The following is a 23,547-nucleotide window of genomic DNA, read 5'->3' on the forward strand; positions in this document are numbered from 1 at the left end:
GAGGTTTTTCATTGGTATCTCATTCCCTAAAACACTCCATTTTCAACAATGTTTGCATCGCTATTTCTATATTTAAAGTTTATCAATTCTATCTTTAAGATGGCTTATAAAATCTCCATATTCAGTTTTAATATCATTTTTACTGACAGCTTTCATGATTTCATTTTTCATACTCTGCTTCTCTTCTTTGTTTCCATTAGTTACAGTTTCGATATTCTCAATGGCACTTTTTTTCTCATTGTATACAAAAGTTGAACCGTCTTTGTTTATGTAATTAGTAATTAATTTCGAAGATATAAAATCTTCCATCGTTGAAATATCTTTTACAACGTCAGCATATGCTAACCACGATTCCGAAAACTCAGGATAAGCATTAACAAATTCATTCCGTTTACTATTGGATACTGTATCAGAATCCGACACAATAATAAATTTCTTATGTGCGAGAATTAAAAGTTGCACTAGACACTCTACACCGGAAATACCCTTTAAATAAACCATGCCAATGTTTTTAAAATCGTTCACTTTTTTATTAAAAGCACAATATTTTTGAAAAAGCTCTTTATCAAGCCATCCTTCAAAAATAATATTTTTGTCTTGTATACATTCAAAAATACTTGCGCCAATAGCATTCCGCAGTAATTCATCACTACTAAACGGCGCTTTCCGATCTGGTTTTACTGCTGTAGTAACATCATCTTTTTTTTCAACAACCAAATGTCGATCTATGCAATTTGAATCTATCATATATTGTGAATGAGTAGAGTAAATCATCTTTGCATGTTCGCTTATTTTTAATAATTCATCCCGCAAATATCGCGCACTTGTAGGGTACAAACTCTGATCGGGTTCATCTATTAAAATAATATCTCGTTCACTCATCATATTGGAACGATCTTTGGTAGATAACATCAACAATATACTAATGAATTTTTTAAATCCATCGCTCCTGTCTTCAAAAGAGTATTTCGTCTCATTAACTACTTTTATAGAAATTTCATCGCCATTTGGGCGTAGCTCAATAGAAGTGTCTTTAAAGTCTTTCCATATCTTACGGAATGTCTGTGTTACGGTTTTTGATATTTGGCTTAATAAATTTTCATAATCTCCATCCTGTGATTTTGCATCTGAAAATTCGTTCTTAATATTTTCACGTTTGCACAAGACAAAAATATTTTCTAAAGATCTGTATTTGGTAGGACTTGCGATGAAATCAGCAATAACTACACTATTTGATAACAAGGTCTTCTCATCATATTGCCAATAATGGCATCGATATACATTTTCCTTGTACAGTTCTTCGATTACTTCAAGGATACATGCCTGTAAGTTTTGTTCTGCGCCTACTACCTCTGTAGTAAACGATTTTCCACTAAGATACACCTCTTTTTCACATTCAAAATCTGTTCCAGAATAGCTCCCATAACTAAAATGTACTTTTTCATTATTCGCAATATCAATTTGAATTAAATATTCATAAAAAACAGATTTTATAAAATCTCGAATCGATTTATGACTTTTAAAAACAATACATTCTGTATTTACATACTTCGCTTTGAATCGACTCAATACGTCATCAATATCTTTTTCCGACAATTTCAGTATTGCTCGAACAAAATAATTCTCTATTTTTTCATTATTTATTCGTTTTCTTCTATCTTTATCTGATACTATATATTGTCCAAACACTGCCGCGATTGCTTTCAAAATATTACTCTTACCTGCTTCATTCTTGCCAAGCAAAATCAAGCAGTTATTATCAAATATGATAGTCTGTGATTTAATAGAACGAAAATTTTCAATCTCTATTTTAGTTAGTTCCATATCAAAATTCTCCTTTATAAATATTAAATTTTAGCATTTTCTCCCTCAAACACCTCTCCCAGCACCGCCTGCTTCAGGCCCTCTACCTGCCCTCTACGTTCTTTCACCTGCATTTCCAAATCATCAACCCAATTCAGCAATTTTTCAACCCGCTCAACAATGACACGCTGTTCAGCAACCGATGGGAGAGGGAGAATAGCCGTTGAAAGCAATTTTTGATTCAAATTGTCCATTGTCTGCCCTATCGAATTTTGTAATAAATACGTTTGAAAAAACTTTGGCAGCAACAAAAATAGTTCCTAGAGCAAATTTGCTTTCTTGGTAATGAACATGGTTTAGAGCTTTCTTGTCATGTCCGGTTGATGACACTAACGGTATGCAAACCGCTTCCGTATCGAATTGAGTTGTTACTAAAGAATATTTTCCTGGTATTGCACTTGCCAGACCGGTTTTACCTTTTATAATATTGCAAGGAGAGCCTATTGGGCATGTCTCCCACTCACTCATTCCCCGCCGCCTTTGCCACATATTTCTGCCTACGGCTATTCGGCTTATCGGGAATAGTGCGAATTAGTAATCCTTCCTGTAATAACGGCTGAAGAATTTCTAAACGAAAATGTTCACGATGTTTCAAGCCAAGATACGCCTGGATTTCTTCCCTGCTCCTTGGGATAGAACAAAATTCAAGTATCGTATTTTTTTTGCCCTCATCGACTTGCGCGGTGACTTGCGCGGTGACTTGCGCGGTATTTTTGTCAGCATCAGGATACCGATAAAATATCGCGTGGACAAAAGTGGAAAACTCATACTGCAAGGGCGGCAGACCGGCATCGGCAAGCATTTTCTGCATCCGCAAAATACCCGTTCCCATTTTTTCGATATATTCGAGACGCTGCATTAAGTTGGCAATATTCGGATTACGCAAAACACTTTCTTTGCCAAAATTTTCCACTTTTAATCCCCTGGGCAGGCCGCCCGGACTAACGATTTCCACACGGTCATCAAAAATTTCCACCATCACATTGGCGCCTTTTTCAAAATAATCGCGATGGATCACAGCATTGATGACAGCTTCACGCAGCGCTTCGTAAGGGATTTCCGGTATTTCGATACGCGCCGGCGAGCCGTCAAACTCATAACGCAAATTAAGATGCCGTTTCAAAAAAATCATCGCCTGGTCAATGTTATCGACAATATCGGCATTAAAATCTTTACGGTCGAGGACTGTAACCTTATCGCGCCCCTTAAACAGCACGCAAGTTACCGTGGTATGAAAGAAATGATGCTCAAGGTTTTTGGCAAAAAACAATACAGCGGTGTTGTAATAATAACACTGGTCAAATTGCGTTTCTGCCGCGTGTAGATTTTTGAGTATTTCATTGGTGGCCAGCACAGACGAAATACCGGCAAGTTTCAGGAAACGGTGAAATTTTTCCCCATCAAAATCTTTCTTTTGAAAATCACGATTAACGAGTTCATCAAAACGGATTTTCCCCTCGGACTTTACAAACTCGATAATTTCATCGCGCTTCATTTTTTGGGAGTTTGGGCCAACCCGGTTATAAAAGCCTGAAGTGCAGCGATACGGTTTATCCGTCCCTTCCCGGACTTCAATAATGAGTATGTTTTTATACTTGCGGGAGATGATCTTCACCGGCGGGTCGCAATTTTGCGCAATGTCCTGGATCTGCGACAATAATTTGTTATCTATTTCCAGACCGACAACCTTGTTTTTATCGCCGATGCCAAGATAAATGAATCCACCTGATCCATTGGCAAAAGCGACCATTTCTTTATCAAGATTGGCGCATTGTTCCTTAAATTCAATGCGGTAACCTTCGCCCTGCTCCAGTATATATTTCAATTCCTGCTCGTTCATTAGGCCGCCTTATACAATTCTGTTTCCAGTTCCCAGATCGCCTGAAGGTAATTTTCCTTACTGCCAAAGACACTAATAATTTCCGCAGGAGTGCCATAATCATTAAAAAGAATAATGTCCGCCCGTTTGCGCTCCCCCCTGGCGGTTTTGTTTCCTTTAACGAAAATGCGGCCATCAGTAAAATAGACTTCTTCACGGACTTGAGTTTCGAGATCCCAACCCGCATGAACAATATTCGGGATAATAAATTGAGTTACAATATCTCTTTCAGACAGGTCTTTTTTGTTTGTCACCTTATTTATAGCCTCTTTAAGTAAGAATAACATTGATAGTATAAACAAAAAAGATAGTCTTTATTAATTATAAAGAAAGCAAGGCGCTCGTCAGTTAATCCGGGCTGCTATCGATTTTCTTCGCTACACGCCCACGCTGACCGTTTCCGGCAGAGTGCTGCCGCCGTCAATGACGAATTGCGCGCCGGTCAGATAATTGGCTTTGGCGGAAGATAAAAAAGCCGCCAAATACCCGACTTCTTCCGGATCGGCCAGCCGTTTGAGCGGAACAGCGCTGGCAATACCTTGAATGACCGCGTCGGGATTATCGGGATTAGACTGCTTGGCGATACTCTGCGCCATAGGCGTCAGGACATAACCCGGACAGATCGCATTGACGTTTATTTTATACGGCGCTAATTCCACCGCCAGCGATTTGGTAAAGCCGACGAGCGCGGCTTTGGTCGTGGCGTAGGCCACTTCGCCGGGGTCGGCCACCATATCGCCGGTCACGGAAGACATTATCACAATCTTGCCGCCGGCTTTCTGCAAATATGGCAAAACAATTTTGGTGACATTCCACACGCCTTTGATATTGACATCGAGATGCAAATTACGATCGGCATCGCTCAACTCCGCGAAAAGACCGAGTTTGCAGACACCGGCATTATTGACCAGTATGTCGATACCGCCGTAAGTCTGCGCAGTTTTCTCCACTCCGCTTTTGATACTGGCCGGATCGGTCACATCCATTTTGAGCGCTAGCGCTTCCGCGCCGGATTTTTTTAATTCCGCCGCCAGCAGATCCGTCTGTGCGGAGCGGGCGGCTAGAGCGAGTTTCGCGCCTTCGGCGGCAAACACTTTGGCAATGCCGCTGCCGATACCCATCGACGCTCCGGTAATTAACGCAACTTTTCCAGCCAGTATTCCCATAATAATCTCCTTTAATATTCTTGATCGCCGTCCGGAGTTTTCATCCAGACTTTGTCTTTACGCCATTTGAAAATCAGCATATAGCCCCACAACAGCAGACCGACACCCATATAGCCGATGAAGCCGAACCAGGTCACAGGCGTAATACCAATCGTGCAGAAAAAGGCGATCACTATGGACACGGCCAGCGAAATCCAGCGCAGCACATTGCCCCACGGCAGGACAAAAGGCCGTTTCCACTCCGGATGTTTTTTGGCCAGCGCCATAGAGGAAATCGTGCTGATCGCGTAGCAAAGCGCGCAGGCAAAAGCCATGAGATCAAAAAATGAACGAATGCTCTGCATCATAATAAACAAAATGCTGATGCCCAAAATTAAGAGATTCGGCAAAATAGGCTGAGCGTGTTTGTTGGTGTACGAAAATGCTTTCGGCAGAAAGTTTTGCCGTCCCATAGCGTAGATCATCCGCACACCGGAATACCAGAAACCCAGCACGCTGGTGGCGATAGGCAGCAGCACGCCGACCACGCCGAGTAGCAAGGCATACGCTGTCCAGCCGGGAAAAATTGTCAGGAACGCTTTGATCGAAACGAACGGCGAGCAGTCGCCGTTATTGGTCAACTGCGCCCAAGGCATCACACCAGCCACTGCGAAATAAAATATCGCGTAAATTATGCCGCAAGTGAGAACCGAACCCAGTATCGCTTTTTTCTGATCGTGGATCGGAAAAGTACCTTCCTCAACCAGCGCCGGCACGGTTTCAAAACCAAAGTACGGCGTGATCAGGAACGCCGCGCCGATGCACCAGCCTATCCATTGCGGCTTGAGCGTGTCCGCACCACCCAGAGCGGTAGAGAAAAAGCCGCCAAAATTGGCCAGCGACCACGAACCGGAGAAAAACAATAACAGCGAAGTCAAAACAATGCCGCCAATTGCGGAAAACAACATATAAGTCTGGACTTTACCGGCGATCACATTTTTCAACATCGACAAGGCAAACCAGAACAGCAGAGAAACCACGCCGATGCCCAGCATCACACCGTCCGACCAGCCGAGATTAAACTGAAAATTGATCCAGTCAATAATACCCAGCGTGCCAGCGGCTGGCACTGCTATCCACGCGCACATAATCAGCCAGCTCGACCAGAAACCAGCGTGTTTGTTCAGACCGATAGTATTGAACACCAGCGAAGAACCGGCGCTGGGCAGCATCGTCGAGAGTTCCGCATACACATAAGCGATCGGCAGACACATCAAAGTCATCATAATATAAGCCAGAAATGTCGCGGGGCCGCAGTAGGACAGGAAAATACCGTCCCAGTAACACATAAACGTAAAAATCGCGCCGGTAGCCAGCGCATAGACATACAACAGGCTCAGCGATTTACGCAGAGCATTCTGTCCACCTTCTACAATATTTTTTACCATTTTTATTTACCTCCTCTAAATTTTTTTTGCCGTTCACAAATACTTGCCGAGATACTCTTCCGCCAGCCGCACACTGCCGTCCGCATAACCGACGCTCAACGCCTTTACCGGAGTGCTTCCGCTATGGCTGGTCAGCCAAGCCAGAAGCTGCAGCCTGCGCTGCATAATAAAGGTGTTAATTTCCGCCAGATCCGTTTTGGCTAGAGGCAGCACTTTTTGATAACCGGACAGCCAATTCTCGACCAGGTGTTTGGTGATCGATTTGTGCTCGATGAAACTCACAGCGGAAGCCAGATCATGCAGATACCAGCTAAAACCGCAGTCATCAAAATCAATGACTTTGATAGTCATGCCGTCCACCAACAGATTGGCCAGCCGCAGGTCAGCGTGGATCAAGCCGAAATTCTTTTTAGTCTGCCCGTATTTTTTCAAGCGTTTTTCAATAATGCCGGAAACTCTCGCCAAAATATCGATGCCCTCGCCGGTGAGATCCGGCGCATCCTGCCAGCGTCCCCAGCGAGGCTTGGCGCCAAGCATTGTGTCATGGTTCCAGACAAAACGATCCAGCGCGCGCGCCGTCGGCCAAGTGCGCGTGTTGCGGTGCAGATAGGCTGTTATCTCGCCCAGATCGCTAAAACTGCGTAACATTTCGGCTTCGTCATTTTCATCAGGCGCGCGGCCTTCCATAAATTCATACAGCACGCTGGTGTAGGTGTCTTGGGTTAGAGAGCTTTTTAAGAATTGAATATACTCGCCGTCCAGCCCTTTGAGCGGCTCGGCGACCACAACCGCCGTGTATTTTTTGACGTACTCCACCCACGTTAATTCCGCTTTTAATTCGCCAAGCGTGTGATAACCCGGACGGCTGATGCGCAACACCGCGCGGTCGCGGCTCAATTTATTCGTGACCAGATAAGTGATGTTCTCGGACAACTGCAACAACCCGGCCTCCCAGTACGGCTCTTTAAAATACTGGCGTATCGCATCCCGCGCCAGATCGTCAAATAATTCCTCATCCAGCGCGACGGCGACAGCTTGTTCCGCTTTGGTTATTTCCGGCATTTTTGTTTTTGTCCCAGCCATACGGCCGCTCCTTTTTTTAAGCCTGCGACAAAATATCCGCTCTGGACGTTTTGATACCCGCGCTCAAGCGTTCTAATAATTCGTCACAATATTCCTTGGTGCAAAGCACGCCAGGCTTGAATTGCAAAACGCTGTTATTGAGCATCGAGTAGATCGCCCAGACGCCGTGCTCGTTATACAGACGCTGCATCACCGGTAACGCGCCTTTTGCTCCGGCGAAAACTAAGCCCATGATGAGGCCGTTTTGGCGAATATCGAGAAAGGTGTCTTGGTTTTCGGCTTTAATTTTTTCTAAACCAGCGCGCAGGTATTGCGCAACAAACGCGACATTAGCGACGGTTTCCTGACGCTGCAAAATTTCCAAAACTTTGTGCGCCACAATGCAGCCCAGTTCTGTGCCACCGTAGGTGGACATATGCGCGCTGCCGTCCAGATGTATCCACTTGGCCGCCTGATCGTTCATTACCACCGCGGAGATAGGGTAGATACCGCCGCTGAAACCTTTGGAAGTCACGATCATATCCGGCGCGACATCATAAGTAGAAATGCACCACATCCGGCCGCTGCGCAAAAGCCCCGTCTGTATCTCGTCAGCGATATACAGCGCGCCGTATTTTTCGCACAGCTTTTTGACCGCCGATAAATAGCCGGCTGCCGGCAGCGGAAATCCGTAAGTCGCCGGTATCGTTTCCATAATCACGCAGGCCGCGTCGCCTTTGCTAAATTCTTTTTCCATAGCGTCAAGATCATTGAAAGGCACTTTGGCGTTTTCGTCCGCGTCTTTCTCCAAAAGAAAAGGCCGCGCAAATCTTTCCGCGCCGGCGGACACCGCTAAGCCCGTGTGTCCGTGATAGCAGTTCTCCACCGAGATGATTTTTTTGCGGCTGGTGGCGCAGCGCGCGCTTTTCAAAGCCAGATCCACAGCCTCCGCGCCAGCCGCGCCAAATATCGCGTGTGTCATACCCGCCGGCGAAACCTTGATCAATTCTTTGGCTAGAGCGGCCTTGTGCGGCGAAGGAAAATGATGATTACCGATGTCGTAATTTTCCAGTCCCTTGACCAGTGTTTCCATAATTTCCGGATTGCGGTGGCCAAGACTGAATGTTCCGCCGTTGATATGCACATCCATCAGCCGCTTGCCGTCCATGTCCCAGAAGTAATAACCCTCTCTTTTGCCCATTACAAAATTTATGCCTAAATCCTGCCACTCCTGCGTTTTACCGGTGTTCCAGTAGCACAGAGAATCCGCAATAACTTGTTCTTTGACTGAAACCATCTTTTTCTCCTTTATTACATTTTTGCAGTTTATTATATTTTATATACTTTTTTGTATAAAATTTGCGCGGAGTATACATAACTGCATTATTGTTGTCAAGCAGTTTTTCACGCTTTTACAACCGCGTAAAAACAACAAAAATTAAGAAAGAAAAAACGGGAGCTAATTTACGCGGTAAACGTCATAAACATCTTTGACTTTTTTCAGGGCGCCTATCAAACGCAGCAGCCGCTCGAGATCGGCGATATCCACAATCAAATGGATTTTACATTCGCCCTGTCCGCTCCGGCGCGCCGTGGCCTCCTGCACATTGAAACCGCTGTCAGAAACAACATTGAGTATATCTTTGAAAATACCGACGCGGTCAAAACCGGCAACTTCCAGCGACGCCGCGTAAGTATTCTGCGGCGTGTTCTGCCAAAACACTTCGATTTTTCTTTCTTTTAGTTTGCTGATGTTTTTGCAGTCCGCGCGGTGTACGGTAATGCCGTAACCCATCGTTACAAAACCGACTATCGCATCGCCGGGCAGCGGGTGGCAGCAGTTGGCCAGGCGGATCAGCACCGAATCCACGCCGTCTACGACCACGCCGGCGCTGTTAGACTTGCGCGCGCTGCGGCTACGCTGACTGGCCTCCGGCGCGGTATGCTCCGCCGGCTCCTCAACCGGCTTGTTTTTTTCTTTGTAATTTTCCTGAAAAATTCGCGCGACAGCCCGGGAGGCCACATTGCCGTGGCCGATGCCAGTATATAAATCGTCGAGATTATAAAAAGTGTAGCGTTTCAAAACCGGCTCAGTGTATTTTTCGTTATTTAAAATCAGCGCCGGATCGAGCAGCAATTCTTTAAGCGCGGCCTGTAGCATCTCGCGGCCGGTTTCCAAATGCTGCTGCTTATTCTGCTTGGCAATCCAGCTTTTGATCTTGGTTTTGGTGCGCGGACTCTGCACAAAAGACAGCCAGTCACTGTTTGGCCGGCCGATCTTGCTGGTCAGGATCTCCACCACATCGCCGTTGTGCAGCGCGGAATCCAGCGGCACAATTTTGTTATTGACTTTGGCGCCGACGCAGCGGTTGCCGACCTCGGTATGCACCTGATAAGCAAAATCCACCGGTGTCGCGCCGTGGCAGAGCGAGTAAATATCGCCTTTGGGCGTAGACACATACACTTCATCGAAAAGGATTTCCGTTTTTAGATCCGCCATGAATTCCGCGCTGTCCTTTTTTTCCTCGGCGAGCTGGCGCAGCCAGGTCATTTTACCGATATAATCAATATCTTTTTGTTTGGAGCGCTGCTTGCCGGCTTTAGTTTTGTCCGTCTGCTTGTACAGCCAGTGTGAAGCGACGCCGTATTCCGCCTGACTGTGCATGGCAAAAGTGCGGATCTGTATCTCCACCTGTTTGCCTTCCGGCCCGATAACCGTCGTGTGCAGCGACTGATAATTATTTTCTTTGGGCATGGCAATATAATCTTTGATCTTGCCGGGGATCGGCTTCCATTGGGCGTGGATCAGCCCCAGCAGACCGTAACACTCGCGCTCGGTATCTAGCAGCACACGCACCGCCGAGAGATCATAGATCTGCTCGAACTCCAGATGCTGTGTCTGCATTTTGCGGTAAATGGAATAAAAATGTTTGGCGCGGCCGGACACTTCGCCGTGAATATTATTCCCGCGCAAAATCTCCCGCACCTTTTCGCAAAAATCCTGAATATAGGCTTCCCGCTCGCGGCGTTTTTCCGCCACCTTGTCGCGGATCTGCCAAAATTTATCCGGCTCCAGATAACGGAAAGACAAATCCTCCAGCTCCCACTTGATCAGCCCCAGACCCAGCCGGTGCGCCAGCGGCGCGAAAATATCCATCGTCTCCTGCGCGTTTTCGATCTGCTTGGCGCGCGACAGATACTCCAGCGTGCGCATATTGTGCAGGCGGTCAGCCAGCTTGATGAACACGATGCGAATATCCTTAGCCATGGCCAGCAGCATATTGCGTGTGTTCTCGGCATGGATCTCCTCGCGCGAACGGGAAATTTTCAGCTCGGTCAGCTTGGTTACGCCTTTGACCAGGAACAAAACTTCCGCGCCGAAAAGCTCCTGGATTTTTTCTTCCGGCGTGGCGGTGTCCTCCACCACATCGTGCAGGAGAGCCGCGCAGAGCGTGTCCACGTCCTGCTTCAGCCCGGCCAAAGTCAGCGCGACCTCCAGAGGGTGCGCCAAATACGGCTCACCGGACAAACGCTTTTGCTTGCCGTGCGCGGCGGCCGCAAACTGATAAGCCTGCCGGACTTTATTTTGGTTTCTTTGGGAAAGATAGGCGCTGTGCTGCAAAAGTTTATCAAGCATTTGACAGCTATTTTACAGCGAAGAGCGCGGTTATATCAAATTTCGCGCGCGGAAACGGCCGTGGCTTAGTTTGCTATATTTTTAACTATTTTATACCAGTAGTATAAAATAGTTAAATTTGACTTTTTTATACCAGTAGTATAAAATAGTCAAATATGGCCAAAGTTAAAAGAAATATTTTAGCGGAACTCCTTAAAGAATTCGCTTTGCCGCAAATCTCGATCTTGTTGGGGCCGCGGCAGGTCGGCAAAACCTTCCTGCTAAAAGAACTGCATCGGGAAGCCCAAAAACGCCAGCTGCGCTGCAGCTATTACAATCTCGAACTGCCGTCCGATAATTTAAAATTCAACCAAGATGAGGCCGGTGTGTACAAAATGCTGACCACCAATACCGCTGTGCTTTTTATTGACGAATTTCATTATTACCCGAATATTTCCAAACTATTCAAAGCCATTTACGACAGCAATAAAAAAATAAAAATTTTTGCGTCCGGCTCGTCATCAATAGAAATACATAAACACCTCAAAGAAAGTCTGGCTGGCCGGCGGCTGGTCACTAAAATAAATCCGCTGACCCTGACTGAATACGCGCAAAAAAACAAAACCCGAAATCCCGCTAAAACGCTTGACGAATATCTGGTCTATGGCGGGCTGCCCGGATTGGTGCACGCCGATAACAAAGAGCACAAAATACGGCTGTTAAACGAACTGCTGGAAACTTATATCCAAAAAGACATCAAATCCCTGCTCAAGGAAGAAAATATCCGCGCTTTTAATAATTTGCTGTATTTGCTGGCCGAACGACAGGGCTCGCTGATCTCCGTCAATAACCTGGCCAATGAAATCGGCCTGACCAGCCGCACTATCGAAAAATATCTAACGCTTCTGGAAAACACTTATACTTGTTTCCCGCTCGGCTCATATTCCAAAAATATCGGCAACGAATTAAAAAAATCCCGCAAGTTTTTTTTGTACGATTTCGGCATTCGGAATACTATACTGAAAGATTTTTCCGCCAGCCGCAGCAGAAAAGATTTTGGCGCTATTAACGAGTCTTTTGTCTTTTTGAATTTGCTCTGGCAATTGCAGCCTAATATGGAGCTGCGTTTTTGGCGGGACAAATCCGGCAACGAGGTGGATTTTGTCCTGCTCGTTGACCGCCAGCCAATACCAATAGAAGTAAAAACAACCTGGTCGGACGCCGGCATCCCGCAAGGTCTTAAAGCCTTTCTCAAACGTTACCCCGCCACAACCCAAGCGTTTGTCCTATCAACGAATTATATTGGCGTGGCTAAATATAAGAATACCAAAATCATTTTTATGAAAACCGTGGCTTGCCTGAATTTGCAAAACTTCACCAAGGAGCATTTTTGACTTTTTTATACTACTAGTATAAAAAAGTCAAAAGGGGGAATTAGTCTTTCTTTTGATTTGCCGGATTTTCCTTAATCGCATACTCTCCCGCTTCAAGTTTAGCGATGACCTCATGCACTTTGACCTTCTGCGTGGAAGTACGCGGCAGCGGCTCGGCAGACACGGCAAAGTCACCGATACGTTTGTAAGTCGGCAGGCCATGGCTCAAATGTTTTAATTCCGTTTTGACTTTGGCATAGGCGTTTTCCGTGTTTTCCGGCGGGTAGATTACGGCAAAAACAGTTTCATGCCGGTCTACGTAGCGGCCAAAAACCGTGATCTCCTCGATCAACGGCGATCTCAAATAGTGCGCTTCCAAATCTTCCGGGTAAACATTTTTGCCGGAAGCCATCACGATCACATTTTTACGGCGGCCGCGGATGTGCAGCTCGTTATTTTTGTCAATGAATCCCAGATCACCACTGTTAAACCAGCCACGCTCATCAAAAGCATTTTTAGTCGCTTCCGGATTTTTGTAATAACCCGGCGTCACCGCGTCTCCCTTGAGCCAAATATCGCCGATGCCGTCGGAATTGAGATCGCGCACCTCGACAAAATTATTACCCAGCGGCTTGCCCACGCAAATCGGCGTAGGATTGTGATATTTGCCGCCACAGATCGGCCCGCAGGTCTCGGTCAAGCCGTAGCCTTCGACCACCCGAAAACCCATATTTTTATAATAAATGCAGTAACGCCAGCCGAAACGGGAACCGCCGCTCAAAAGCATGCGCAGCCGCAAGCCAAATGTTTTGTGCACCGGATAAAAAATTTTATCAACCAGGCGTCCCAGACCCAGATGCCGCAGATCCGGCGCATACCGGACAAAGAACATGAACAAACGGTATTTGAACATCGATTCATTTTTGAGTGTTTTGACCAGACGGTCAAAGAATATTTCCCACAATTGCGGCACCGCTGACAGCACCGTCACCGGATATTTGGCCAGCGTGCCCAGAATATCCGGACCTTTAAGCGAATTTTGAAAAATCAATCCGCAGCCCGCCAGATACGGCGCGTAAAATCCGGCCAAAATACCATACACATGATACAGCGGCAGCACCGTCATAAAAATATCCTGCGACACGGCATAGACGTGCTTGACGCAGGCCAAAGATATAGAGATCAAATTTTTATGCGTAAGCTGCACAACCTTGGGCACGCCAGTGGTGCCGGAAGTATAAACCAGAATAGCCACATCTTCCTCCGCCACTGTTTCCGCCGGCGCAAAATCGCGGGGGAGATCTGTTGCTTCGATACTCAATTTTTCCACGCCGTAATCCTCAGCGGCAAAATCCCTGGAAACATACAGCAGCTTCGTATCCACAAAATCAAGCATTGTCCGGTGCAGGTCAGGTTTGAGATTGGTGTCCAGCACCAGAACCAGCGCGCCCAGCGACGCAATCGCCATAAAAGTAATGCACCATTCCGGAGAATTTTTGCTCAAGATGCCGATGACATCGCCTTTTTTGACGCCTCTGGCCTGCAAAGCCGCGGCACGGGACAAGACTCTCCGCCAGGCCTCACTGTAAGTGATACCCTCAACGACAAAAGCTACGCCATCAGCATGTTCCAGCGAGGAGCGTTGGCATTCCTCAAAAATGTTGGACATACACCTATATAATAACTCAAAATCTGGAGATAAGCATCAAGTATTACAAATATACCAACCCGCCAAATTTACGCTATAATTGCCGCTAAATAAACCAAAGGATAAATTATGTCGAAATACAATGTCGCGGTCGTCGGCGCAACCGGCGTGGTCGGCCAGGAAATGCTCAAAGTGCTGGAAGAAAGAAAATTTCCGGTCAATAAGATAATTCCGCTGGCTTCAGCACGCACCGCCGGCTCACGTGTGGAATTTCAGGGACAGGAAATCGTTGTGCGGGAGTTAAAAGAAACTTCTTTTCAAGACGCGCAGATCGCTTTATTTTCCGCTGGCTCGGCGGTCTCGGAAAAATTTGCGCCAATAGCCGCGGCGGCGGGAGCCGTGGTCATCGACAATACCGCTTTTTTCCGCATGGACCCGCAGGTGCCGCTGGTCGTGCCGGAAGTTAACGCTCGTGAAGTAAAAAATCGCCCCAAAGGCATTATCGCCAATCCCAACTGCTCCACGGCGCAAATGGTCGTCGCGCTCAAACCGATTTACGACGCGGCAGGCATCGCGCGGCTGGTCATCTCGACCTATCAGGCGGTGTCCGGCACCGGCAAAGAAGCGATCGACGAATTGCAGCAAGAAGTTGTGGATATTCTGCAGTTCAAGCCAGTGCGGCCAAAAGTTTACCCGTATCAGATCGCCTTTAATATCCTGCCGCACATTGATAGTTTTTTGGACAGCGGCTACAGCAAGGAAGAAATGAAAATGGTCAATGAAACCCAAAAGATTTTTGGTGACGCCGACCTACGTGTGACCGCGACAACCTGCCGCGTGCCGGTGTTTTACTGCCACTCGGAATGTGTCAATGTGGAAACGAAAAAGAAACTCAGCGCGGACGAAGCGCGGCGGCTTTTGCGCCAGGCGGAGAATGTAATCGTTTTGGATGAACCTCAAAAAAATATTTATCCCATGCCGCTACTGGCCGCCGGCAAAAACGAAACTTTGGTCGGGCGCATCCGCGAAGACATCTCGCTCGACAACGGACTGGAGCTTTTTATCGTGGCGGACAATCTGCGCAAAGGCGCGGCTTTTAACGCTGTGCAGATCGCGGAAGAGGTAATCAAAGATTTATAAAGAATTATTGAAATTTTACCGCGGTTTGATCCGGCGGCACGGCGGACAGTCGGTGCTTTCTGTTTCTTACAACGACCGCTCGACCCAATACACGCGCTTTGACACGCTGGTCAAATATACCGTGCCCGATAAAACGGAAAAACTCACTTTGCTGGACATCGGCTGCGGTCTGGGCGATCTGTATGATTATTTGCAGACCAGCGGCTACCAAAATGTGGATTATACCGGCCTCGACATCGTGCCAGAAATGCTCAGCGCGGCGCAGCAGAATTATCCGGCGGCCAAATTTAAGAATGAGAATTTTGTCACCGCGAAACTGGAAAATTACGACATTATTTTGGCGTCAGGCAGTTTGAATATTATTTTTGACCGGCCGGACGATCAGGCGCAGTACATCCAAAATGTCATCGAAAAAATGTACGCCAGCTCGCGGCTGGCCTGCGCTTTTAATCTGCTGGATCAAGACGCGATGCATTTATATGCACAAGACCCGCGGTTTTACTATGCGGACAAAAGGCGCTTTTTGCAGTTCTGCCGTTCCTTTTGTCCGCAGGCTTTACTGGTCTACGGTTACTTGCTCAACGATTTCTCGCTGATCCTCAAACACTAGGCAATTTTCTTGCCGGACAATTTACCATACACATACATCGAAGCGTAATACGAGGTCGGCACACTTATTAGCAAGCCGAGGCCAAAGCATAACGTACCCAATATATTTATGCCCAGCAGCGCCAGCGACCAGACGAATAAATTCAAACGCTGACCGGCCACTAATTTACGGCTGGCGGCCAGAGCTTCGGTCGGGCTTAATTTTTTGTCCACCACAAGCAGCTGCGTGAACATATAAGTGTAAGACCAAACGATGCCCGGGATCACGAACAAAATCAGGCCGGCTGTAATGATCAGCGCACGTAAAATACACGCGCCGATATATTGCCAGAAATACTGATGATTGTCCGCGTCAAGGAAATGCTCCAACGCAGGAGCTCTGCCGGAAAGCACGGCCAACAGCACACGCCGCCAGCCCAGCGCGATCATCACAGACACATAAATCGAAAGAGCGGCTATGAGCAACATTACCAGCATGCACACCAAAACACCGCCATTCAAAGAAAGGCCCAGCACAACGCCGCCGGCCAAACTCACAAGGTACGTGGCCAGCTCAGCCAAAACATACAAACCCAGCGTTATCCAGAAAAACTTCTTGGTTTTAGCAAAGCCATAACTCAGAGATTCGACTATTGAAAACTTCCAATCACCGTTATCTATATTTTCAACACGTTCCAATTTTTCCATTTCTGCCTCCTTATTAAAAAGTTATTAAAATTATAACAAGCTTTAATTTTTTTTAAAGTACTATTAAAAATATCAGTCAATATCTTGGCAATCCTTTAGTAACGGCTGGACTGTATTATTACTTCATCAGAAAATCAAATGACTTACTTTATAGTATTATCTTTTCGGTCACCAATATACAGCGGATTATTGTCTCTCACTCAACTTCGCTTCGCTTGTTAAGTTCGAGCAAAAATGTGTTTCCGAAAATCAAACGACTTACTTTATAGTATTATCTTTTTGATCACCAATATACAATGGGTTGTTGTCAAACATAAAAGCTCTGGCTGTCCAATTGCCGTCCGCCGGATTTTTTTCGACAAATTCAGCAAAGCCAACCAGTTTAGCGTCAATATTATCGATGTGATGCAAAGCAATGGCTTCTCTGGTCATGGGCGTTTTGGGCGAACCAAATTCCTGCTGGCCGTGATGCGAAAGTATCAAATGTTCCAGCAGCATTTTTTTCTCCAGCGGAAACCCGGGCAGCTGGCGGATCTTTTCCTGCAAAATCTCCAGCCCCAGACTGATATGCCCGACCAGCCGGCCGGTATCCGTGTAGCCAAAAGACATTCCGGCGTAATCAAGCTCGCGGGTTTTGCCGATGTCGTGAAGAAACACGCCGAGCAGAAGCAGGTCTTTATTCAACGGATACTGCGCCGCGACAAACAAAGCCAAATCCAGCAGCGCCGCGGTGTGCTCGAGCAGACCGCCGAGACAGGCCGAGTGGACATTTCGCGCGGCGGGGGCTTTGGCAAAATCAGCCAGAAGTTTGGCGTCAGACAAAAATAATTCGGCCAGTTTGCGCAAATCCGCGTCGCCAAGCCCTAGCAGAATATCCTTTACTTTTTGCAGGGTCTGCGGAATGTCTTTTTTGGTCTGGCGGATAAAATCGCCAGGGTCATATTCGTCTGCCGCGGCCAGCCTGACCTGGCCAATATTGAACTGCCGCTTGCCTTTGTATTCACCCAGCGCGCCGCGGACTTTGATCACGGAGTTTTCCTGTATCCGCGGAAATAACTCCGTGTGCTCTTTCCAAATATTGGCTTCCGTCTCGCCGCTGGCATCGACCAAATGGACATTGAGATACGGCTCACCGTTTTTGGTGGTTTTTTCCTGCCGCCGCGCCACGGCCAAAAAAGTATCCGTTGTTTCGTTCAATTTTAGATCTTTGAGCAGAGGCTTGGTCATAATTATTTTGATTTTAGCTCAAGCGGCGTTATTTTTATAGCCTGAATCTTCTTTTTAGCCGGCGGCGGCTAATAATGTATCCTTTTTCCGCCGCCGAAATATTCAAAGCTCCGGGCACATTAGTGGACAAGCTATGTCGAGAATTTGTGGCAGCTATAAACCAAACACCCCTGTTCAATGTTTTTCTTGAGCCGCTTTTTTAATCAGCGCTCTGGCCAGGGACAGCACTACTTCTTGAGAGCCAAGGTCTAACCGCTGTCCTGACACAGAGCCGCCAGTTTTTTGCTCATTTGAAAATAGCGCGCAGCTAAAGCCGTTTTAGTATTTTTTCCGCAGTGCGATCCAGCTGACGCTGGATATCGTCTTTTAAAATTTTATATAGAGCGCCCTTGTTGATGTTTTTTTTCAGCGGCTTTTTGGTATTGCGAAAAAGCAAGTCTGGAGTGAGCTGTAAAGCCTGCGCCATTTTTTCGATCATTTCCACCGAGGGAAATCTTTTGCCCAGCTCTATCTCGCTGATGTAGTTGGTGGCTGTGTTGCAGATGTCAGCCAGCTTGGTCTGGGTCAAGCCGGATCCCTTGCGGGCATTGCGTAAATTGCGGATAAATATTTCACGTAAAGTCATTAGCAAATGCTAATGTCTGAGGCCATGCTTGACAAATGTCTAACTGATAGTATACTAAATATGTCTTTTAGATAGAGTCATCTAAAAGCTGATTATTGTTACCGCAAGAAAAGGGGGTATTTTTTATGGTAAACGCAAGCAATTACACGGACACGACAGACACGGATTTCAAAGCGGGGAGTTATAATATCGATACGGGCAAACCTCTTTCGTCCACAGGCGTGAGAGCGGCTTTGCACACCAAAGAAAAAATCGCCAACAAGCAGGTCTCTTCAGCGGACGCCACGGCGGATACTTTGACCGCTAATTCCAGTGATAGCTATTATCCAACAGCCAAGCTGGCCGGGAAAAATCTCGACGCGCTGAGGAACGGCAAGCAGGATAAGCTCGCCGCCGGCATAGCCAAAAATATCGTGGCTTATTCCGGGACGGCGGGAACACCTGGCACGCTAACCAGAACCACGACTATAGACACCGCGGCGAACGCCAGCGACGACAGGATACCCACGGAAAAAGCGGTGGCTACCGCTTTGTCTGGAAACGAAAACACGAGCAATAAAGCTACGTCAATTACTGCTGCCAACAAAAACGATGTGGTCAAGTATCCAACGATCGGGGCGGTGACAGCCTGGGCGACCACTACGTTAATGGATTTACTTTTGCCTATAGGGACGATAATAGCTATGGAAACTATGGCTTATTACAACAACGCCGACGCTACATTCAAAAGCAAATGGAAAGTCTGCGACGGCAGCAGCAGCAACGCGCCGAATCTGAAACATAGATTCTTGCGCGGTTTCGAGTCCGGCGACAGTACGACCGGCGGCGCGAACAGCGTGGAGGTGGATGTACCCTTAAAAAAGCATAGCCATACCTTTACTGGCGCAACGGCAAGTGGTTCTCTTAATCTATATCACTATGGCGACGGCTTAGACAGAACAATTTTTACCAATAGCGGGGATAGTAGTACTTCACTGCCCAATAATAATGGAGAAACTACCGGAGAAGGAATTAATTTTTCCCTTACCCCTTCCGGCACGATCAGCAGTGAAGGCGCGGATAGTTCAACCATTACCGTAAGTACGTTGCCAAGTTATTACACTGTAATTTATATTATGAAAATAGCTTGATATACTGATGAAGTGTCGGTCGCTGACTGCACCTCATCTTCTTTAATCCGCCTGCCTAACCACGCGCTCTATTTTTGTGCATTTACCGCGTGTGTCAATCTCCAGATACACCGCGTTAAAAACCGCCGCGCCGATTTCGACCACTTCAAATTTGGTTTTAAGACCGGAGAGAAATCTTTTTTGCGCGGCCTCGACGCTCATGCCGAGATTGGATTTTCGCGCGCCGACCATGCCGGCGTCCGTAATATAACCAGCGCCGTTTTCCAGTATCTGTTCATCCGCGGTCTGCACATGCGTGTGCGTGCCAAGTACAGCGGAGACGCGGCCGTCGAGATAAAATCCCAGCGCTTTTTTTTCCGACGTCGCCTCGGCATGCATGTCCACGATCACCGCGTCGGTTTTTATCCGGCGCAGTAAATTATCCAGCGTTTGGAATGGACAATCCAGCGGCGTCTCAATAAATGTGCGCCCCAGAACATTGGTCACCAGTACCTGCATACCCTCGATGTCCAGCAGGACATAACCCGCGCCGTACTCGCAGCGCGGATAATTGAGCGGACGCGCCAGCAGCGGCATCTGCGCAATGTCCTTAAAAATTTCTTTCTTGTCCCAGATATGATTGCCGCCGGTCAACGCTTGAATGCCCAGTTTGTCCGTCAGCTCTTGATACACTGGCAGGGTCAGGCCAAAACCGCCGGCGGCGTTTTCAGCGTTGGCGATGATCAGATTGGGTGCGTATTGCGCGCGCAGCTCCGGCAGGACTTTGGCCGCGGCTTTGCGCCCCGCTGAGCCGATGATATCGCCGATAAAAAGAACTTTAAGCATTGCTTATTTCGCAATATCCTGCACCCGGGTCTCGCGGATGACCGAAACTTTGATCTGTCCCGGATATTCCAGCTCGGCTTCGATCTTGCGGGCAATGTCGCGCGCGGTCTTGAGCGCGGCGGCGTCATCGACCACATCGGGCTTGACCATGACACGAATCTCGCGGCCGGCCTGAATAGCAAAACTTTTTTCCACGCCATTGAAAGCGTTGGCGATCTGCTCCAGTTTTTCCATGCGCTTAATGTAGGACTCGACCGCCTCGCGGCGCGCGCCCGGCCGGGCCGCGGAGATAGCGTCAGACACCATGACAATGATCGCCTCAACGGTATTGGGCTGTATTTCCTCGTGATGCGCCAGCACCGCGTGGATCACTTCGTCGGATTCGCCGAGTTTTTTCAAAACCGCGCCGCCGAGTTTGGCGTGCGTGCCTTCATTCTCAAAATCGATGGCTTTGCCGATGTCGTGCAGCAGGCCGGCACGCAAAGCCAGCCGGTGATTGACGCCCAGCTCCTGCGCGATCAGGCCGGAGATCCGCGCGACCTCGATCGAATGCTGCAAACAATTTTGGCCGTAACTGGTGCGGTAAGCCAGGCGGCCGATCAAATCGTAGGCCTTGGGTGAAAGATTTTGCACGTCGAGCTCCAGCGCGGTTTTTTCGCCGATCTCCTGTACTTTTTTGCCCAAATCTTTGCGCATTTTCTCGACGGTTTCCTCGATGCGCGCCGGATGAATACGGCCGTCGGAGACCAGTCTTTCCAGAGTCAGCCTCGCAATTTCGCGGCGGATCGGGTCAAAGCCGGACAACACGACAACTTCCGGCGTGTCATCGACCACAACGTCAATGCCGGTCAACTGCTCAAACGTGCGGATATTGCGTCCCTCGCGGCCGATGATGCGGCCTTTCATGTCGTCGCTGGGCAGCTCGACTATCGAAGTGGTATTCTCCACAATATTGTCGATCGCGCAGCGCTTGATCGCCAGCGCGACAATGTCCCGCGCTTTTTTCTCGCTCGTGCGTTTGGTCTCCTCTTCGTAATCATTAATCATTTTCGCGGACTGGCTTTTTAATTCCTGCTCGAGGCTGTCCATTAATTGTTTTTTGGCTTCTTCTTTGGACAGGGAAGCGATTTTTTCCAGACGATCCGCGCTTTCACGGTAGAGAGCATCCAGCTTTTGCTGTTTGGTTTCCAGGTTAGTCCTGGACTCGGTAATTTCTTTGTCCTTGTTCAGCAGCGTTAATTCTTTTTCGTCGATGCGGACTTCTTTCTGCGTCAAACGCTGTTCGATCTGATTCAACTCATGCCGGCGTTCCCTGATCTCGTGCTCAAAATTATTGCGCAATTTGAGCAGCTCGTCTTTGTTTTTGATCTCCGCGCTTTTGACAATATTTTCCGCCTGCAGTTTCGCCTCGGTCAGTACTTTTTTGACCTCGAGATCGGCATTTTTCAATTCCGAATCCGAAAGATATTTGGTATACAGCAAAACTATTACGCCGCCTAAAACCAATCCACCCAAACCTAATAATAATCCATACGCTATCATGCCCTCTACCTCCTAATTTTCTATTGACCTGTTTTTACTTTTCCGCTTTGGCCAATTCTTTTTCCGCCGCTTTTTCGTCTGCTGAGTCGTCGTCCTTCGGCGTATCGTCCTTCGGCGTGTCGTCAAATGTGTCCGGCTTGATCGCCACGCGGACTTTATCCTCCAGCTCCTGGAACACGGCTGGATTTTCACGCAAAAACTTGCGCGCATTGTCACGCCCCTGCCAGCGCGACTCGCCGTAAATAATCCACGAGCCGGATTTTTCCAGCACGCCCAGTTTCACGCCCAGATCGAGAACATCGCCCTCGCGCGAAATGCCGCTGCCGAACAAAATGTCGAACTCCGCGGTCTTGAAAGGCGGCGCGACTTTGTTCTTGACGACTTTAACTTTCACGCGGTTGCCCAGGAAATTCTCGCCGTCCTTGAGTATCTCTGAACGCCGCACATCTAGCCGCACCGAAGAATAAAATTTCAGCGCGCGGCCGCCCGGCGTCGTCTCTGGACTGCCAAACATCACGCCGATTTTTTCACGCAGCTGATTGACGAAAACCACCACGCAGCTGGATTTATTGACGATAGCCGTTAATTTGCGCAGAGCCTGCGACATGAGCCGCGCCTGCAGACCCATGAATTGATCGCCCATTTCGCCCTCGATCTCGCTTTTCGGCACCAGCGCGGCCACCGAGTCCACCACAATAATATCCACCGCGCCGCTGCGCACCAGCGTCTCGCAAATATCCAGCGCCTGTTCGCCATAGTCCGGCTGGGAGATCAGGAGATTGTCCACATCCACACCCAAATTTTTGGCGTACACCGGATCCATCGCGTTTTCCGCGTCGATGTAAGCCGCCACGCCGCCGCGTTTTTGCGCCTCGGCAACGATATGCAGACAGACCGTCGTCTTGCCGGAACTCTCCGGCCCAAAAACCTCCATGATACGGCCTTTGGGCACGCCGCCGATACCCAGCGCATAGTCCAGCGATATCGAACCAGTCGGTATCGCATCGAGCAGCATTTTGGTCGCCTCGCCCATTTTCATGATCGCGCCTTTGCCGTGATTTTTTTCGATCTGCCCCAGCGCAATTTTGAGGGCTTTTAATTTATCACTGCCCACTTCCTGTTTCACTTCCGGTTTTTCTTCTTTTTTCTCTCGCATAAATCCTCCTAAAATTTTATTTATCCTTAGCAGAACAAAATTTAATTTTCTTTATCTTTTAGATATAACCAAAGCATACCCAGAGCGGCCTGCGCGGCTTTTTTTTGGATCTCCTCGCGCCCGCCGTCAAAAGCAAATTCCTTAACTATCTCCCGCTCTTTGTCGACCAGCCCGATAAAAATCGTGCCGACCGGACGGCCAGCATGCGCCCGGGGACCGGCTGCCCCCGTGATACCCAGACCCACCTGCGCAAAGAGCCGTTTGGTTATCCCCCGCGCCAAACCCAGCGCCGTCTGCTCGGACACCAGACCATGTTTAGCAATGATCTTGGGGTCAATGCCGGTCTGGATCACTTTGGCGCGCGGCGTGTAGCATACCGCGCCCCCGACAAAATATTCCGAGCTACCCGCCTGCGAGGTCAGCATCCGGCTGACCAGTCCGCCCGTGCAGGACTCCGCCACCGCCAGCAAAATTTTCCGCTGCCGCAGAGTTTCGCAGACGCGCCGCTCAAGATTGGCGTCAAACTCCAGGCCGGCGCGGTCCATAAACTGCTGAAACTGCTCGACCATAAC

Annotated in this window: 21 protein-coding genes and 1 pseudogene; 4 read left to right on the plus strand and 18 right to left on the minus strand. The window is 48.1% G+C overall.

Annotated features, from left to right (window positions below; translation table 11 throughout):
* Positions 1-72: 72 nt before the first annotated feature.
* The 10 genes and pseudogenes from LBJ25_02475 to LBJ25_02520 form a co-directional block, all read right to left on the minus strand.
* Positions 73-1,824 carry an ATP-binding protein gene (locus LBJ25_02475; protein MDR1452825.1) on the minus strand — a complete coding sequence of 584 codons (1,752 nt, stop codon included), beginning with the start codon at positions 1,822-1,824 and terminating at the stop codon, positions 73-75.
* A 23-nt stretch (positions 1,825-1,847) separates the two neighbouring features.
* A complete protein-coding gene (locus LBJ25_02480; GenBank protein MDR1452826.1) occupies positions 1,848-2,114 on the minus strand; it encodes a restriction endonuclease subunit S in 267 nt (88 codons plus the stop codon).
* A complete protein-coding gene (locus tag LBJ25_02485; GenBank protein ID MDR1452827.1) occupies positions 1,996-2,331 on the minus strand; it encodes a hypothetical protein in 336 nt (111 codons plus the stop codon). Before LBJ25_02485 ends, LBJ25_02480 begins: the two co-directional genes overlap by 119 nt.
* On the minus strand, positions 2,324-3,703 hold the full coding sequence (locus tag LBJ25_02490) for a putative DNA binding domain-containing protein (protein ID MDR1452828.1): 1,380 nt from the start codon (positions 3,701-3,703) through the stop codon (positions 2,324-2,326). Before LBJ25_02490 ends, LBJ25_02485 begins: the two co-directional genes overlap by 8 nt.
* Before the next feature lie 104 nt (positions 3,704-3,807).
* Positions 3,808-4,029: pseudogene (locus tag LBJ25_02495) on the minus strand (hypothetical protein).
* 90 nt (positions 4,030-4,119) lie between these two features.
* On the minus strand, positions 4,120-4,908 hold the full coding sequence (ucpA, locus tag LBJ25_02500) for an SDR family oxidoreductase UcpA (GenBank protein ID MDR1452829.1): 789 nt from the start codon (positions 4,906-4,908) through the stop codon (positions 4,120-4,122).
* Positions 4,909-4,919: 11 nt separating this feature from the next.
* On the minus strand, positions 4,920-6,335 hold the full coding sequence (locus LBJ25_02505) for an APC family permease (GenBank protein ID MDR1452830.1): 1,416 nt from the start codon (positions 6,333-6,335) through the stop codon (positions 4,920-4,922).
* 33 nt (positions 6,336-6,368) lie between these two features.
* Entirely contained in the window at positions 6,369-7,418 is a 1,050-nt protein-coding gene (locus LBJ25_02510) for a phosphotransferase (protein ID MDR1452831.1), read from the minus strand.
* Between the two features lie 16 nt (positions 7,419-7,434).
* Positions 7,435-8,694 (minus strand): aminotransferase class III-fold pyridoxal phosphate-dependent enzyme, encoded by a 1,260-nt coding sequence (locus tag LBJ25_02515; protein MDR1452832.1) that lies wholly within the window; start codon positions 8,692-8,694, stop codon positions 7,435-7,437.
* A gap of 162 nt (positions 8,695-8,856) precedes the next feature.
* Positions 8,857-11,034 (minus strand): bifunctional (p)ppGpp synthetase/guanosine-3',5'-bis(diphosphate) 3'-pyrophosphohydrolase, encoded by a 2,178-nt coding sequence (locus LBJ25_02520; GenBank protein ID MDR1452833.1) that lies wholly within the window; start codon positions 11,032-11,034, stop codon positions 8,857-8,859.
* Positions 11,035-11,189: 155 nt separating this feature from the next.
* Here LBJ25_02520 and LBJ25_02525 point away from each other — a divergent pair, with 155 nt between their 5' ends.
* The gene (locus LBJ25_02525; GenBank protein MDR1452834.1) at positions 11,190-12,407 is read left to right on the plus strand and encodes an ATP-binding protein; all 1,218 of its coding nucleotides are present in this window, start codon (positions 11,190-11,192) and stop codon (positions 12,405-12,407) included.
* Positions 12,408-12,447: 40 nt separating this feature from the next.
* Here the strand turns inward: LBJ25_02525 and LBJ25_02530 are convergent, their stop codons facing one another.
* Positions 12,448-14,055, minus strand: coding sequence for an AMP-binding protein (locus LBJ25_02530; GenBank protein ID MDR1452835.1), 1,608 nt, complete (start codon positions 14,053-14,055; stop codon positions 12,448-12,450).
* Between the two features lie 108 nt (positions 14,056-14,163).
* Between LBJ25_02530 and LBJ25_02535 the strand changes: the two genes are divergently transcribed.
* Both LBJ25_02535 and LBJ25_02540 read left to right on the plus strand, forming a co-directional pair.
* The gene (locus LBJ25_02535; GenBank protein MDR1452836.1) at positions 14,164-15,174 is read left to right on the plus strand and encodes an aspartate-semialdehyde dehydrogenase; all 1,011 of its coding nucleotides are present in this window, start codon (positions 14,164-14,166) and stop codon (positions 15,172-15,174) included.
* A 7-nt stretch (positions 15,175-15,181) separates the two neighbouring features.
* On the plus strand, positions 15,182-15,784 hold the full coding sequence (locus LBJ25_02540; protein ID MDR1452837.1) for a class I SAM-dependent methyltransferase: 603 nt from the start codon (positions 15,182-15,184) through the stop codon (positions 15,782-15,784).
* Here the strand turns inward: LBJ25_02540 and LBJ25_02545 are convergent.
* The 3 genes from LBJ25_02545 to LBJ25_02555 all read right to left on the minus strand — a co-directional run bounded on the left by LBJ25_02545 (position 15,781) and on the right by LBJ25_02555 (position 18,322).
* Entirely contained in the window at positions 15,781-16,470 is a 690-nt protein-coding gene (locus LBJ25_02545; protein MDR1452838.1) for a hypothetical protein, read from the minus strand. The genes LBJ25_02540 and LBJ25_02545 overlap by 4 nt on opposite strands.
* Before the next feature lie 258 nt (positions 16,471-16,728).
* Complete coding sequence (locus LBJ25_02550) at positions 16,729-17,697, minus strand: HD domain-containing protein (protein MDR1452839.1); 969 nt, start codon at positions 17,695-17,697, stop codon at positions 16,729-16,731.
* A gap of 307 nt (positions 17,698-18,004) precedes the next feature.
* Positions 18,005-18,322: a helix-turn-helix domain-containing protein gene (locus LBJ25_02555; protein MDR1452840.1), complete on the minus strand. Its 318-nt coding sequence runs from the start codon at positions 18,320-18,322 to the stop codon at positions 18,005-18,007.
* 125 nt (positions 18,323-18,447) lie between these two features.
* Here LBJ25_02555 and LBJ25_02560 point away from each other — a divergent pair, with 125 nt between their 5' ends.
* A complete protein-coding gene (locus LBJ25_02560; protein ID MDR1452841.1) occupies positions 18,448-19,452 on the plus strand; it encodes a hypothetical protein in 1,005 nt (334 codons plus the stop codon).
* 42 nt (positions 19,453-19,494) lie between these two features.
* On the opposite strand, the gene LBJ25_02565 is transcribed toward LBJ25_02560, so the two are convergent.
* From LBJ25_02565 to LBJ25_02580, 4 genes are read right to left on the minus strand one after another with little or no spacing between them, the layout of a single operon-like run.
* On the minus strand, positions 19,495-20,277 hold the full coding sequence (locus LBJ25_02565; protein MDR1452842.1) for a TIGR00282 family metallophosphoesterase: 783 nt from the start codon (positions 20,275-20,277) through the stop codon (positions 19,495-19,497).
* 3 nt (positions 20,278-20,280) lie between these two features.
* Positions 20,281-21,819 carry a ribonuclease Y gene (gene rny, locus LBJ25_02570; protein ID MDR1452843.1) on the minus strand — a complete coding sequence of 513 codons (1,539 nt, stop codon included), beginning with the start codon at positions 21,817-21,819 and terminating at the stop codon, positions 20,281-20,283.
* A 34-nt stretch (positions 21,820-21,853) separates the two neighbouring features.
* Positions 21,854-22,975 (minus strand): recombinase RecA, encoded by a 1,122-nt coding sequence (recA, locus tag LBJ25_02575; protein MDR1452844.1) that lies wholly within the window; start codon positions 22,973-22,975, stop codon positions 21,854-21,856.
* Positions 22,976-23,016: 41 nt separating this feature from the next.
* Entirely contained in the window at positions 23,017-23,544 is a 528-nt protein-coding gene (locus LBJ25_02580; protein ID MDR1452845.1) for a CinA family protein, read from the minus strand.
* Positions 23,545-23,547: the final 3 nt, after the last annotated feature.

The sequence above is a fragment of the Candidatus Margulisiibacteriota bacterium genome (assembly GCA_031268855.1).
Lineage (GTDB): Bacteria > Margulisbacteria > Termititenacia > Termititenacales > Termititenacaceae > Termititenax.